General features: G+C 69.6%; 14 protein-coding genes, 1 tRNA gene and 1 riboswitch. Of the genes, 3 read left to right on the top strand and 12 right to left on the bottom strand.

Translation table 11 applies throughout. From position 1 onward, the window contains the following. A partial coding sequence (locus tag ACOJSN_RS12850) for an extracellular solute-binding protein (protein WP_420112894.1) occupies nt 1-557 on the bottom strand: 557 nt, incomplete at its 3' end. A gap of 52 nt (nt 558-609) precedes the next feature. Then, nucleotides 610-713, bottom strand: a riboswitch (TPP riboswitch). Nucleotides 714-767: 54 nt separating this feature from the next. On the opposite strand from ACOJSN_RS12850, the gene ACOJSN_RS12855 reads away from it, so the two are divergent. After that, the gene (locus ACOJSN_RS12855) at nt 768-1,022 is read left to right on the top strand and encodes a DUF4235 domain-containing protein (protein WP_420112895.1); all 255 of its coding nucleotides are present in this window, start codon (nt 768-770) and stop codon (nt 1,020-1,022) included. A gap of 109 nt (nt 1,023-1,131) precedes the next feature. Here the strand turns inward: ACOJSN_RS12855 and mnhG are convergent, their stop codons facing one another. From mnhG to ACOJSN_RS12900, 9 genes are all read right to left on the bottom strand, one after another. Next, the gene (gene mnhG / locus ACOJSN_RS12860; protein ID WP_420112896.1) at nt 1,132-1,500 is read right to left on the bottom strand and encodes a monovalent cation/H(+) antiporter subunit G; all 369 of its coding nucleotides are present in this window, start codon (nt 1,498-1,500) and stop codon (nt 1,132-1,134) included. Continuing rightward, nucleotides 1,497-1,904 (bottom strand): monovalent cation/H+ antiporter complex subunit F, encoded by a 408-nt coding sequence (locus tag ACOJSN_RS12865; protein ID WP_420112897.1) that lies wholly within the window; start codon nt 1,902-1,904, stop codon nt 1,497-1,499. Before ACOJSN_RS12865 ends, mnhG begins: the two co-directional genes overlap by 4 nt. Next, a complete protein-coding gene (locus ACOJSN_RS12870; protein WP_420112898.1) occupies nt 1,901-2,482 on the bottom strand; it encodes a Na+/H+ antiporter subunit E in 582 nt (193 codons plus the stop codon). Before ACOJSN_RS12870 ends, ACOJSN_RS12865 begins: the two co-directional genes overlap by 4 nt. Beyond that, nucleotides 2,475-4,043: a Na+/H+ antiporter subunit D gene (locus ACOJSN_RS12875; RefSeq protein ID WP_420112899.1), complete on the bottom strand. Its 1,569-nt coding sequence runs from the start codon at nt 4,041-4,043 to the stop codon at nt 2,475-2,477. Before ACOJSN_RS12875 ends, ACOJSN_RS12870 begins: the two co-directional genes overlap by 8 nt. Beyond that, a complete protein-coding gene (locus tag ACOJSN_RS12880; protein WP_420112900.1) occupies nt 4,040-4,567 on the bottom strand; it encodes a Na(+)/H(+) antiporter subunit C in 528 nt (175 codons plus the stop codon). The genes ACOJSN_RS12875 and ACOJSN_RS12880 overlap by 4 nt, the downstream gene beginning before the upstream one ends. After that, nucleotides 4,564-7,551 (bottom strand): Na+/H+ antiporter subunit A, encoded by a 2,988-nt coding sequence (locus tag ACOJSN_RS12885; protein ID WP_420112901.1) that lies wholly within the window; start codon nt 7,549-7,551, stop codon nt 4,564-4,566. The genes ACOJSN_RS12880 and ACOJSN_RS12885 overlap by 4 nt, the downstream gene beginning before the upstream one ends. Nucleotides 7,552-7,709: 158 nt before the next feature. Further along, a complete protein-coding gene (locus tag ACOJSN_RS12890) occupies nt 7,710-8,603 on the bottom strand; it encodes a hypothetical protein (RefSeq protein WP_420112902.1) in 894 nt (297 codons plus the stop codon). Beyond that, nucleotides 8,603-9,181, bottom strand: coding sequence for a dCTP deaminase (gene dcd / locus ACOJSN_RS12895; RefSeq protein WP_420112903.1), 579 nt, complete (start codon nt 9,179-9,181; stop codon nt 8,603-8,605). The genes ACOJSN_RS12890 and dcd overlap by 1 nt, the downstream gene beginning before the upstream one ends. Before the next feature lie 33 nt (nt 9,182-9,214). Further along, nucleotides 9,215-9,643: a VOC family protein gene (locus ACOJSN_RS12900; protein WP_420112904.1), complete on the bottom strand. Its 429-nt coding sequence runs from the start codon at nt 9,641-9,643 to the stop codon at nt 9,215-9,217. 91 nt (nt 9,644-9,734) lie between these two features. On the opposite strand from ACOJSN_RS12900, the gene ACOJSN_RS12905 reads away from it, so the two are divergent. Further along, nucleotides 9,735-10,184, top strand: coding sequence for an oxidoreductase (locus tag ACOJSN_RS12905; RefSeq protein ID WP_420112905.1), 450 nt, complete (start codon nt 9,735-9,737; stop codon nt 10,182-10,184). 101 nt (nt 10,185-10,285) lie between these two features. Here the strand turns inward: ACOJSN_RS12905 and pgi are convergent, their stop codons facing one another. Together pgi and ACOJSN_RS12915 are read right to left on the bottom strand one after the other, a co-directional pair. Further along, nucleotides 10,286-11,998, bottom strand: coding sequence for a glucose-6-phosphate isomerase (gene pgi / locus ACOJSN_RS12910; RefSeq protein WP_420112906.1), 1,713 nt, complete (start codon nt 11,996-11,998; stop codon nt 10,286-10,288). A gap of 85 nt (nt 11,999-12,083) precedes the next feature. Next, nucleotides 12,084-12,842, bottom strand: a complete 759-nt coding sequence (locus ACOJSN_RS12915; protein WP_420112907.1) for an aminoglycoside phosphotransferase family protein — start codon at nt 12,840-12,842, stop codon at nt 12,084-12,086. Between the two features lie 84 nt (nt 12,843-12,926). Between ACOJSN_RS12915 and ACOJSN_RS12920 the strand changes: the two genes are divergently transcribed. Continuing rightward, nucleotides 12,927-12,997: transfer RNA gene (locus tag ACOJSN_RS12920), tRNA-Gly, on the top strand. Nucleotides 12,998-13,075 lie beyond the last annotated feature (78 nt).

The raw sequence follows: 13,075 nt of genomic DNA on the forward strand, positions 1-13,075 counted from the left end.
TTGCTGACCACGGTCAGGTCCGCGTACTCCGGCTCCAGCAGGTCCTCGAAGGTGCTGGGCTCGTCGATCCCGGCCTCGGCGAACCAGGCGTGGTCGATGTTGAGGCAGACGTCGCCGATGTCGACCGGGGTGAGCGCATCCGAGCCCGGGACCAGGTACTGCTCCGCGCTGCCGGGCAGCGCCGGCGAGGTGTAGGACGCGAAGATGTCCTCGGCCAGCGCGCGTGAGGCGAACGTGTTGTCGATGCCGTACGCCACGTCGCCCAGCGGCGCGTCCTTGGTGAGGATCAGCTGGTTGACGAGCGCGCCGCCGTCGCCGGGAGCGCTGAGCTCGACCGTGTAACCGGTCTCGGACTCGAACGACTCGATCAGCTCCTCGGGAAGCGCGAACGAGTCGTGTGTGACCACACGGACGACGCCGCCCACTGCGCCGTCGGTGCTCTCGGTCGTGGGGTCGCCGCCCCCGTTCTCGCCGACGAGCGAGCAGCCGGCAGCGAGGGTGGTGAGACCGACGATGGTGGCGAGTGCCGCCGTCGTGCGGGTGGTTCTCCTGATCATGTGTGGCCTCCTCAGGGTTCTGAGAAGGGGTGGAGTCACCGGATGTGGTGACAACGAGAGTTGCTCGACTCCCTTCGCCGGTGCTAACCGGAGCAGGTTCGAGGGTCTGCGGCTCGCCGCACTCTCAGCGCCTTCCGCGCTCCCCTGTCGTGTAGTTCCACGCTACCCCACCCCGTAGGGTGGGCATGTTCCACCGACATGGAGGCTCGCGTGAATCCGCAGAAGCTCATCGCCACCGTCGCTACGCTCGGCGCCGGTCTGGTTGCCACCAAGGCGATCTCGCTCGCCTGGAAGGGCGTGACCGGCCACGAGCCACCCAAGGCGATCGACGACGACGGCGAGATCTCGATCACCGAGGTCGTCATCTTCGCGGCCGTGAGCGCCGCCGTCGCCGCGATGGTGCGCGCCTACGTCACGCGCGGCACCGCCAAGTGGATGGCGTCCGCGGACATCGCCAAGAACTGAGGGCGATCAGCGGGACCGTCTGAGGAGACGCCGCAGCGCGACGACCGCTACCGAGGGTCCTGCTACGGTCCCCGCGTTGCGGGGTCGGCGATCGCTGCGCGGGTGGGGCTCAGCTCGACGGCGGCCGCTCGGTCACGTGGTTGGCGCGGTCCAGGTCCTCGGTGAGCTCGTCAACGAGGAGCAGGTCGTCGCGGACCTTGCCGGTGCGGTAGCCGGAGCGACCGACCATGTGCGCCGAGACCGGCGCCGTCATGAACTGGAACATCACCACGAGCAGCAGCTTCCAGGTGAGCTGGCTCGATCCGAGCGAGGCGGCGAGACCGGTCATCACGAGCATCAGGCCGAGCACCTGCGGCTTGGTCGCCGCGTGCATCCGTGACAGCAGGTCGGGGAACCGCAGCGCGCCGATCGCGGCGATCAGGTTGAGGGCGCAGCCGAGGATGAAGCAGACCGAGGCGACCCATTCCAGCGCGCTCATCGTGGATCCTCGTGCTCGGGGTAGGCGCGGCGCATGGCGTCCTCGCGGCCACCGACGCGGCGCTTGCTCTCCTTCGCGAGCGCGGCCCGCATCCGTGCGTCGTGCGCGCGCACCTCTTCGGGGGTGAGGATCCTGCCTTCGTCCTCGGGCTCGACCGCCACGAACCTCGCGAGCGTGACCGACCCGACGAAGCCGATGAGCGCCAGCACCACGAGCACGTTGACGAGGTCGGTGCGACCGGTAGCACCGCTACACAGCGCCAGCACGGCGATGACGATGCTCACCAGCATGTCGAGGGAGATCGTGCGGTCGAGCATCGAGGGGCCACGCTCGATCCGCGCCACGATCAGCACGGCGGCAGCCGCCAGCATCAGGCCACCGACCCACAGGACGATCGGGCTCACGTGGTCACCTCCTTCGCCGGGCGACGCCGGAACAGCCGCTTCCGGGGCCGCAACCCGGCCTCGGCGATCGCCGCATCCGTGGCGAACGCGTACAGGACACGCTTCTCGATCTCCAGGCAGTGATGGCGGGCACCATCGATCCCCCCGGAGTCGGAGACGTCGAACACGTGCACGTACAGGGTCCCGGTGAGGCGGTGCGCCTCGACGATGATCGAGCCCGGCACGAGCGAGCAGAGCTGCGCGGTCACAGTGAGGAACAGATCGGAGTGCGAGCGCAGCTGCACCCGGATCACGGCCCCGTGCGGCGGCTCTCCCGGCGCGAGCGCCCTCTTCGCCACCTGCACCGATGCCATCACCACATCACCGAGGAACCGCACCACCAGCACGATGATCCCGGGCAGCCAGGGCCGCCCCTCGAACCCCACCCGGGGCATCGGCATCAACGTCACCAGCAGCACCGCGAGCACGAGACCGATCACCACGTTGGCGACCGTGAGGTCACCCCACAGCAGCACCCACACCGCGGTGAGCCACAGCACCATGGGCCACCGGGTCCAGAACTTCACGCGCTCAGCCATCGTCGCCCCCGTCCGTGGGCTCGTCGTTCGCGTCGTCGACAGCCTGATCGCTGCTGCCGTCACCCCGGTCCCCGTCCACGAGCACCGACGAGACGTACGGCGTGCGTGCCTGCAGGTCGGCGGCCGCTGCCGTCGTGTAGGTGCTGAGCGGGCCGCCCACCACCGCGAATGCCACACCGACCACCGCGAGTGCTGCGGCCGGACCGAACATCGTGCGCGGGATCGTTGTCTCGGGCAACGGCTCGGGCGGCTCCTGCCAGAACGCCTTGTTCCACGCCTTCACCACGGCGTAGAGCGTGAGCAGCGAGGTCAGCAGGCCCGCGGCCACACCCGCATACGCGAGCGGTGTCCCGAGCTCGGCACCTGCCTGCAGCAGCCCGACCTTGCCGAGGAATCCGGACATCGGCGGGATGCCGGCCAGGTTCCTCGCCGGGATGAAGAACAGCGCGGCGAGCGCGGGAGCGAGCCGCGCCAGTCCACCGAGGTTCTCGAGCGAGGTGGTTCCGCCTCGCCGCTCGATCAGTCCCGCGACCAGGAACAGCGCGGTCTGCACGGTGATGTGGTGCGCCACATAGAAGATCGCGGCGCCGAGCCCGGTGGTGTTCGCGAGTGCGACTCCGAAGACCATGTAGCCGATATGGCTCACGAGCGTGAACGAGAGCAGACGTTTGAGGTCGTCTTGCGCCACCGCGCCGATGATGCCCACGAGCATGGTGACGATCGATGCGACCAGCAGCACGTCGTTGACGATCGTGTCCGGGAACAGCAGCGTCTGGGTGCGCATGATCGCGTAGACGCCGACCTTCGTCAGCAGCCCGGCGAACACCGCGGTCACCGGAGCGGGTGCGGTGGGATAGGAGTCCGGGAGCCAGGCCGAGAGTGGGAACACCGCCGCTTTGATGAGGAACCCGAGCAGCAGCATCACCTGCAGCACGAGCGCCATGCCGGGGTCGATGTTGCCGATGCGTTCGGCGAGCTGCGCCATGTTGAGCGTGCCGGTCGCGGCGTAGACCAGCCCGATCGCGATCAGGAACAGGATCGAGGACAGCAGCGAGACGACCACGTAGATGGAGCCGGCGCGGATCCGCTCGCCGGTGCCGCCGAGTGTGAGCAGCACGAAGCTCGCACCCAACAGGATCTCGAAGCCCACGTACAGGTTGAACAGGTCGCCGGTGAGGAATGCGTTCGCGACGCCTGCCGCCAGCACGAGGTAGGTCGGGTGATAGATCGCGACCGGTGCGCCCTCGTTGCCATCGGCCAGACCCTGCGCGAGCGAGTACAGCAGCACGCACAGCAGCACGATCCCGGAGACCAGCAGCATCAACGCCGAGAGCCTGTCGGCCACGAGCGAGATGCCCACCGGCGCGCTCCACTCGCCCACGTTGACCACCTGCGGGCCATCGCGGTGAGCAAGGATCATCAGCGCGCCGGAGGCGAGCACGACCAGCGTGATCGCTACCGTCGAGATGATCGCCTGCAGCTTGCTGCGGCGCGCCAGCGCAAGCGCCAGCCCGGCGGCCACGAGCGGGACCACCACCGGGAGAGGAACCAGCCAGGTCACGGGGCATCACCGCCTCGGGAGGGAGTCTCGACGGCGGAGCTCGCCTCGGAGTGCCCACTCTCCTCCGGTGGGGTCTCCTCGGTCTCGTCGCGCGCCTCGGCGGCCTCGAGGTCGAGATCGGCGGCACCCTCGTCGGCACGGTCGAGCACGCCGATCTTCGCGAGCCGGTCGGCCACGCGACGGTCCTCGAGGTCGTCCTGCACCTCGTCATGGCCGTGCAGCTGCCAGCTGCGGTACGCCATCGCGAGGACGAACGCGCACAGGCCGAGGGAGATCACGATCGCGGTCAGCACCATGGCCTGCGGCAACGGGTCCGACATGTCCTCGACGTCGGTGGTGCCGTACAGCGGTGGACCACCGGCGCGACCACCCATGACGAGGAACATCACATTGACGCCGTTGCTGATGAGGATCAGCCCGATGACGATCCGGGACAGGCTGCGCTCCAGCAGCAGGTAGACGCCGCAACCAACCAGCACACCGGCGGTGAGGACGAGGATGAGGGCGGGACTCATGTCGATCATCGCGGGTCCTCCTGCTGCCCGGGTGAGCCGGCCTCGACGGCGGGGTGGACGTCGTCGGGAGTCTCACGGGGCGAGTCGAAGGCGATCTCCGGAGCGGAGGTGCCTGCCGCCTCACCCTGGCGGTCAACCTCGGCACCGAGCGTGCGGAGGATGTCGAGCAGCAGGCCCACGACCACGAGGAAGACTCCCACGTCGAAGACCAGGGTGGAGACCACGTGGACCTCACCGAAGATGCCGGCGGTGAACTCGAGGTCGACCGACTGCAGCACAGTTCCGCCGAACAACAGCGGCACCATGCCGCCGCCGGCGGACAGGAACAGGCCAGTGCCCAGCAGTGCGCCCGGCAGCACCGGCGCGGCCTCGCCCAGCTCGTACCGGCCGCCGGCGAGATAGCGGATCACCAGGCCGATTCCCGCCACCATGCCCGCCGCGAACCCGCCGCCGGGGGCGTTGTGCCCGCTGAAGAGCAGGAACAGGGCGTAGAGCAACATGGTGTGGAACACCAGCCGGGTGGTGACCTCGAGGATGACCGAGCGGCGCTGCGGGGCGAGGGACTCGCCGCCGGAGAGCCACTGCCGGCCGCGGCGACTGCTGCTGGGCTCCCGGGTGCCATTGCGGCGCAGCGGCGCGAGCGGGTCGGGTGCGTCCTCCGCCCAGACGGAGGAGCGCTCGGCGTCACGAGCCCGCAGCACGGATCCCGAGCGCGTGCGCAGGAAGATCAGCGACGCCACGCCGGTCGCGGCAGCGAGCAGAACCGAGATCTCGCCCATGGTGTCCCAGGCGCGGATATCCACGAGCGTGACGTTGACGACGTTCTTGCCGTAGCCGAAGTTGTAGGCCTCGTCGGGGAACAGCACCCAGATCGGTTCGTCCACGCGGTAGCCGGGGGCGACGAGTGCCAGCGCCATCACCACGAGCGCGACCGCGACGGCGAGCACGATCCGCCACCACCGGTCCGCTGCGAGCGGGCGGTTGGAGTAGTACGCGGGCAGGCGGCGCAGCACGAGCACCATCACCACCAGCATCACGGTCTCGACGAGCGCCTGTGTGAGCGCCAGGTCCGGGTCGCCGTGGATCCCGAACAGCACCACCACGCCGTAGCCCGTGATCCCCACGAGGATCGCCGACTTGAGCCGGCGGCGGGCACGCGCGGTCAGGATCGCCCCGATGATGATGACGACACCCACGATCACCTGCGCCGGAGTGTCCCACCACCGCCAGGACTCCACGGTGACGCCACCGCCCGCCAGGGCTATCACCGCCGAGACCACCATCACGGTGAGGATCGCCGCGAGGTACAGCGGTAGCGAACCACGCTGGGTGCGGGAGGTGATGACCACAGCCACGCGGTCGAGTCGCCGCATCGTGTTGCGGTAGATCTGGTCCATGTCCGGGATCCGGCTCGGCGCGATCTCCTGGACCTTCTCGATCTTCTCGCGCAGAAGGAACAGGCCGACACCGGCCACGATGATCACGGCCGTGAGCAGAACCGGAAGCTCGAAGCCTGCCCACAGGGTCAGGTGGCCGGGCTCGCCCGCGGGGTAGGTGTCGGCATACGGGGCGAGCAATGTTTCGCCGGCCAGCGGGAAGAGTCCGGCCAGCAGCCCCAGCACGGCGAGCACGTTCGGTGAGACGAACAGCCCGGCGGCTTCGCGGTCCACGGGCCGGTCCTCGAGGCCCTTCTTCTGACCGAACGCCCCCCACAGGAACCGGGCACCGTAGGCGAAGGTGAGGATCGAACCGAGCACCACCACGATCAAGCTCGCCAGTGCGAACGGGGTATCGGCGTACAGCAGCGATGCGAGCACCGCTTCCTTGCCCACGTAGCCCGCCGTCGGCGGCAGCCCCACCATCGAGGCGGTTGCGAGCACGGCCGGGATGAAGGCCCACCGCAGCGTGCGGTGCAGCCCCGACAGCTCGCGCAGGTCACGCGTGCCGGTCGCGGCGTCGACCACGCCGACGGTGAGGAACAACGCGGCCTTGAACATCGCGTGCGCTCCCACGAGCGCGATGCCCGCGAGCGCCACGCCCTGGTCGGGCTGGCCGACCAGCAGGATGAGGAAGCCGAGCTGGGAAACGGTGCCGAAGGCAAGCACCAGCTTGAGGTCGTGCTGCCGCAGCGCGCGGTATCCACCGAGGATCATCGTGATCCCGGCGCTGACCAGCACGGTCCAGCGCCAGGCAGGCACCTCGGCGTATCCCGGTGCGAGCCGCGCCACCAGGTAGACGCCCGCCTTGACCATCGCCGCGGCGTGCAGGTAGGCCGAGACCGGCGTGGGCGCCGCCATCGCGCCAGGGAGCCAGAAGTGGAACGGCACCAGTGCCGATTTGCTCAGGGCACCGACCAGCACGCACACCAGCGCGACCGGTAGCAGCGGTCCGGTGGACTCGATCGGGGTGGCGACGAGCTCACGCAGCGAGTACGAGCCGCCCTCCATCTGGCCGAGCAGCACGATGCCACCGAGCATCGCGAGACCGCCGAGCGTGGTGACGATGATCGCCTGCATCGCTGAGCGGCGCGCGCCCTTGCGGTCGAAGTAGTGGCCCACGAGCAGGTAGGAGAAGACCGTGGTCAGCTCCCAGAAGATGTACAGCACGAGCGTGTTGTCGGTGGTGACGAGCCCGAGCATCGCCCCGGCGAAACCGACGAACACCGCACCGAACCGACCGAGGTACTTGGCTCCTGTGGCGAAGTACCAGGCGCAGTAGAACAGCACGAACGTGCCGACGCCGCCGACGATGATCGTCATGAACCACGACAGCACGTCGAGGCGGAAGTCCAGGTTCATGCCGATCGCGGGCATCCAGTCCAGCGACACCACCGGACCGTTCCCGGCCAGCACGGCCGGCGTCTGCAACACGGCCCAGATCGCTGTCGCTGCCGGGGCCGCCGCCAGCACCAGGAACCCGCGCCGACCCATCAGCTTCATGAGCGCAGGCGCGACAAGGGCAGCCGCGATGTGCGCCAACAGAAGCTGCAGCACGTCCGCTCCGAACTGTGGGGGTGGGCGTGGTCAAGGAGTCGGACGACCCTCGACTGGACCCCGGGACGGGCCCGACGTACAAGGAAGCCGTAGCGACCCAGACATTCTATCGACCTTTGGAGGTGCTGATCTGCGGTGTCCTGGATGTGGATAGCAGGTCAGCCGGACGCGAGGTTCACGAGGAACCCGTCGTCGTCGACGACGTAGCCCCCCGCCACGTCCAGGAGCGCCGCTGTCGCGGCGTCAAGACGTTCGACGGCGGCGCTCTCGTCGGTCTCGTCCGTGGGGTAGCAGCGCAGCTCGTAGAGCATCGTGCCTGCCGGGAGAAGTCCGGCGAGCGCGGGCGGCACCCCCATCGCCGCTTCGACGGCCACCGACCAGATGGTGCCGTCGGGGTCGGCTGCGAGCACGCCGTAGGAGTCGGTGACCTCGGGTTCGGCGAGCGCGGCGGCGTCATAGGCGTCCGCCTCGGCGTGCAGCCACCGCCGCTCGCCCTCGTCGGTGAGCAGGCTCGTGCCGGTGACGGCGTCCGGCGGAGCATGGGGCGAGCCCGCTTGCTCGTCCCCGTGCAGCGCCACGCCCGGCAGGTGGGGCGCGAGCACGTGCAGCAACGCGTCGGGGTGCAGCCAGACGTCGGTGTAGAGCAGCAGGTCAGGCCGCGCCTGCGGGGTCAGCAGCGCCCCGGTGCTGGTGCGCAGCGCACCCCCGAGGCGGCGGGCCATCGCCAGCCCGAGCTCGACCATCTCGCGCTCGTGGCCCGTGGGCTCGCCGTCAGCGAACGCAGCGAGCAGGCCGCCGCGGCCGCGCAGCTCCTCCGGAACGGGAGCGCCGCGCTGCTCCGGCGCGGTCAGCAGGTAGGCCTGCGGCCACGCATGCGCGTCAGCGACCGGGGCCGGGGCCGGCCCCTCGACCATGCACCCGGGCAACACATCGATGCTCAGGCGGACTCCGCCGTCGTCGAGCACCTCGGAAGGGAACCGGGAGAGAACCAGGGCCTGGACGTCGGAGGGCGTGACGCCGTCGGGCACGAGGAGCAGGTGGCCGGGAGGCATCAGCCGACGTCGGTGCGGTGGAAACCCACGTGCGAGCGCGAGGCGGTCGGGCCGCGCTGCCCCTGGTAGCGCGACCCCGAGGCGCCGGAGCCGTAGGGACGCTCGGCCGGGCTCGTGAGGCGGAAGTAGCAGAGCTGGCCGATCTTCATTCCTGGCCAGAGGGTGATCGGCAGCGTGGCGACGTTGCTCAGCTCGAGCGTCACGTGGCCCGAGAAGCCCGGGTCGATGAAGCCTGCAGTCGAGTGCGTGAGGAGGCCGAGGCGCCCGAGCGAGGACTTGCCCTCGAGGCGGGCCGCGACGTCGTCGGGCAGTGTGACGAGCTCGAAGGTGGAGCCGAGCACGAACTCGCCGGGGTGGAGCACGAACGGCTCGTCGGGCTTGACCTCGACCATGCGGGTGAGGTCCGGCTGGTCGGCGGCCGGGTCGATCACGGGGTACTTGTGGTTGTCGAACAGGCGGAAGTACCGGTCGAGCCGCACGTCGATCGACGACGGCTGGATCATCGCCTCGTCGAACGGGTCCAGGCCGATGCGGCCCGAGGTCAGCTCGGCGCGCAGGTCGCGGTCGGAGAGCAGCACGGGCGACACGGTACCAACGCCCCGCGCGCGAGGTCAGGCGGCGGCAGCGGTGATGTTGACCATCCAGCCGACGCCGAAGGAGTCGGTGAGGATCCCGAAGCGGTCACCCCACGGGGCCTGGGTCAGCGGCTCGACGATCGTGGCGCCCTCGGAGAGCTTGGTCCAGTAGCCGGTCAGCTCGGCCTCGTCGTCGCCGGAGAGCGAGATCGAGATGTTCCCGCCCGAGGAGTGCTCCATCGAGGCCGGGGTGTCGGCGACCATGAGATGGAAGCCTGCCGGTGTAGCGAGGTAGCCGTGCATGATCTTGGCGGCCTCCACAGGGTCGCCGCCGGCGTCGGCCGCGAAGCCGGAGTCGCCGAACGTCATGATGCTCGGCTCACCGCCGAAGACGCCCGCGTAGAAGGCGAGCGCCTCGCGAGCGTTGTCACGGAGGCTGATGTAGGGGTTGAGGATGCTGGCCATCGTGGGCTCCTTGAGATGCGCCGGTGCGATGGCTCAGGATCGCACCGCGAACGCGGTGGCGGGAGGGTTTCGCCGGTGCGATGCTGGTGGGGTGACGTCGATCTATGACGCGATGGGCGGCGACGACGCTGTCCTTCGGCTGGCGCACGCCTGGCACGTGCGCTGCCTGGCGGATCCGGTGGTCAGCCACGCGTTCTCGCACGGCTACCACCCCGAGCACAGTGACCGGCTCGCCGCGTACTGGGCCGAGCAGCTGGGCGGACCCGCGCGATACACCGCCGAGTTCGGCGACCACTGCGGAGTCCTGCACATGCACGCAGGAAACGGACCCCACCCCGAGATGGACCGGAATGCCGAAGCGTGCTTCGCCGGAGCACTCGATGACGTCGGCATCACCGAGGTGCGACTGCGCTCGACGCTCACCGCCTGGTTCGCGGCGATGATCGCCGAGATGGACCGCTACCCCGACACCGCCGACGACGTCCCCGCCGGCGAGGCTGTCCCGCTCTGGTCGTGGGAGGGTCGGGTCGGGAGTCGGTGAGCCCTGCGGCCCGGGGGCTGCGAGGAGGGCCGAGGGTGCGAGCTCGGCGGGGGCAGGCGGCTCAGGTGACGGGGCGAGGGCCTCGACGCAGTGGTGCAGCCCTACCGGCGCAGCTCGCGGTAGCGGCGGACCAACGCCTGAGTGGACGGGTCCTGCTCGGCGAGCGCGGCGTCGTCGCCCGTGACGGCAGGGGCGATCTCGAGGGCGAGCTTCTTGCCCAGCTCGACGCCCCACTGGTCGAAGGAGTCGATGCCCCAGACCACGCCCTGCACGAACGTGATGTGCTCGTACAGCGCGACCAGCTGGCCCAGCACCGACGGGGTGATCGCGGGGGCGAGGATCGAGGTGGTCGGGCGGTTGCCGGGGAACGTGCGGGCCGCCACGATCGCCGGGTCGGCGCCCTCGCCCATCTCCTCGACAACCTCCTCGGCGGTCTTGCCGAAGGCAAGAGCCTTCGTCTGGGCGAAGAAGTTCGCCAAGAACAAGGCGTGGACATCCGTGGGACCGTCAGCTCCGCCGTCGCCGGGGTTGTCGACCAACGGATGAGCGGGGTTCGCCGCCGCGATGAAGTCGGCGGGGATGAGGCGCGTGCCCTGGTGGATGAGCTGGTAGAACGCGTGCTGGCCGTTGGTGCCTGGCTCGCCCCAGAAGACCTCACCGGTCTCGTACGCGACGGGCGTGCCGTCGCTGCGGACCGACTTGCCGTTGGACTCCATCGTGAGCTGCTGGAGATAGGCGGCGAACCGGTGCAGGTACTGCGCGTACGGGAGCACGGCGTGGGTGTGGGCGCCGAGGAAGTTGACGTACCAGACATTGAGCAGGCCCATGAGGACCGGCACGTTCTCGTGCAGGTCGGTGCCTGCGAAGTGGGTGTCGACGGCGTGGAACCCTGCCAGCATGTCGGCGAAGCCGGCCGGGCCGATCGCGATCGCGAGGCTGAGTCCGATCGCGGAGTCCATCGAGTAGCGGCCGCCCACCCAGTCCCAGAACCCGAAGGCATTGGCGGGGTCGATACCGAAAGCGGCGACCTTGTCCAGGGCCGTGGAGACGGCCACGAAGTGCTTCGCGACGGCGTTCTGGCGCGCCTCGTCGGTGTCCTCGATGGCGTTGTTCTCAGCGAGGGTGCGCCACAGCCAGGCGCGGGCAAGGCGTGCGTTGGTGAGGGTCTCGAGCGTGCCGAACGTCTTGGACGCGACGATGAAGAGCGTGGTCTCTGGGTCGAGGTCGGCGGTGGTCTCCGCGATGTCGGTGGGGTCGATGTTGGAGACGAAACGGCAGCTGATGCCCTGCTGCACGAACGGCTGGAGAGCCTCGTACGCCATCACCGGCCCGAGATCGGAGCCGCCGATGCCGATGTTGACCACGGTCTCGACCCGCTTGCCGGTGATACCGGTCCAGCCACCGCTGCGGACCTTCTCAGCGAAGTCGTAGACCTGGGCGAGGACCTCGTGGACGTCACGGTCGATGTCTTGTCCGTCGACGTGCAGGCGCGGCTCGGCGCCGTTGGGGCGGCGCAGCGCCGTGTGGAGCACGGCGCGGTCCTCGGTGGTGTTGATGTGCTCGCCGGCGAACATCGCGCCGATGCGCTCGCGCAGGTCGACATCCTCGGCGAGCTGAACGAGGCGGGCCACGGTCTCGTCGGTGACGAGGTTCTTCGACAGGTCCACGTGCAGGTCGCCGACCTCGTACGTGAGGCGGGCTGCCCGATCCGGATCCTGCGCGAACCAGCCGCGCAGATCCGGGGTGAAGTCGTCGCGGTGCTTGGTCAGGTCCGCCCAGGCAGGGGTGCTGGTGGGGTCGATCGGTGCGCTCACGGGTGCTCCTGCGTCTCGCCAAGTGGTGTTCTCTCGTCAATCTAGACGGTGAGCGATCGCAGCCGCTGGGCGGTTCGTGACGCGGTCACACCTGCTGGGTTCGCCACCAATCGGCGATCCAGCGGAACCTGCCGGGCGCCTCGAGGCGTTGCTGCGGCGAGTACGCGTTGTCCTCGTGCTCGATGAAGTGGGCGACGTCGTCGAAGGTGGCGGCGATCGCCGCGGGGAACTGTGCGCGCTGGGTGGCGGTGGCGCGGTAGCCGGTGAGGACTGCTTCGGCGGTGCGACGTGCTGCTCGCGCGCGGGCCGGGGTGTCCGCGGGCCGGTCGGGGCGCGGGTGGCGGGCGCTGAGCAGGAGCGTGGCTGGGTCGTACATCGGGTCGCCGGGAGCGCAGCACTCCCAGTCGATGAGCGCGACCGGGGCATCGCGGTCGAACACGAGGTTGCTGTAGTGGACGTCGGCGTGGTTCCAGGTGGATCCGGGCAGCGGAAGCGGTCGGAACGGTTCGGCTCCCGGTGGCGGCGTGAAGCCTGCGGTCGCGTCGTGGAGGTCTCGGACGAAGGCGGCGATACGTCCCAGGGCGCGGGCGTTGGCCTCATCGTCGTCGAGCCAGGGCGGCCGCTGGTCGGGATAGGTGTCGCCAGGCAGATAGCTGAGGATCTGCCGCCCCATCTCGTCGTGGCCGAGGAACCGCGGGGCCGCGTCGTAGCCGACGGATTCCAGGTGCAGCAGCAGCGCCTCGGCCACGTCGGCGCCCGTGCGCCGCGGCCGGTGCACGCGGTCGCCGATCCTGACCACGTTGCCGCGGTTCGCCGCGCCGCCCGCCAGCACCTCCTGATCCACGCTGCCAGCGTCGCACACGCCTGCGCACCGCCGCCCTCCGAACTGGGTACACTGGCTGCTGCCTCAAGCCTCCGGCTGGGGCGCGCGGGTGTAGTTCAATGGTAGAACTTCAGCTTCCCAAGCTGAGAGCGCGGGTTCGATTCCCGTCACCCGCTCCCTGCCTCGTGTCGCTCCGCCCGGTCCGGGCGGTGGCGCCCCGCCCCCCACCACGTACCGCGCCTCAGAACTCTGTT

This window comes from Pseudactinotalea sp. (assembly GCF_048594945.1).
GTDB lineage: Bacteria > Actinomycetota > Actinomycetes > Actinomycetales > Beutenbergiaceae > Pseudactinotalea.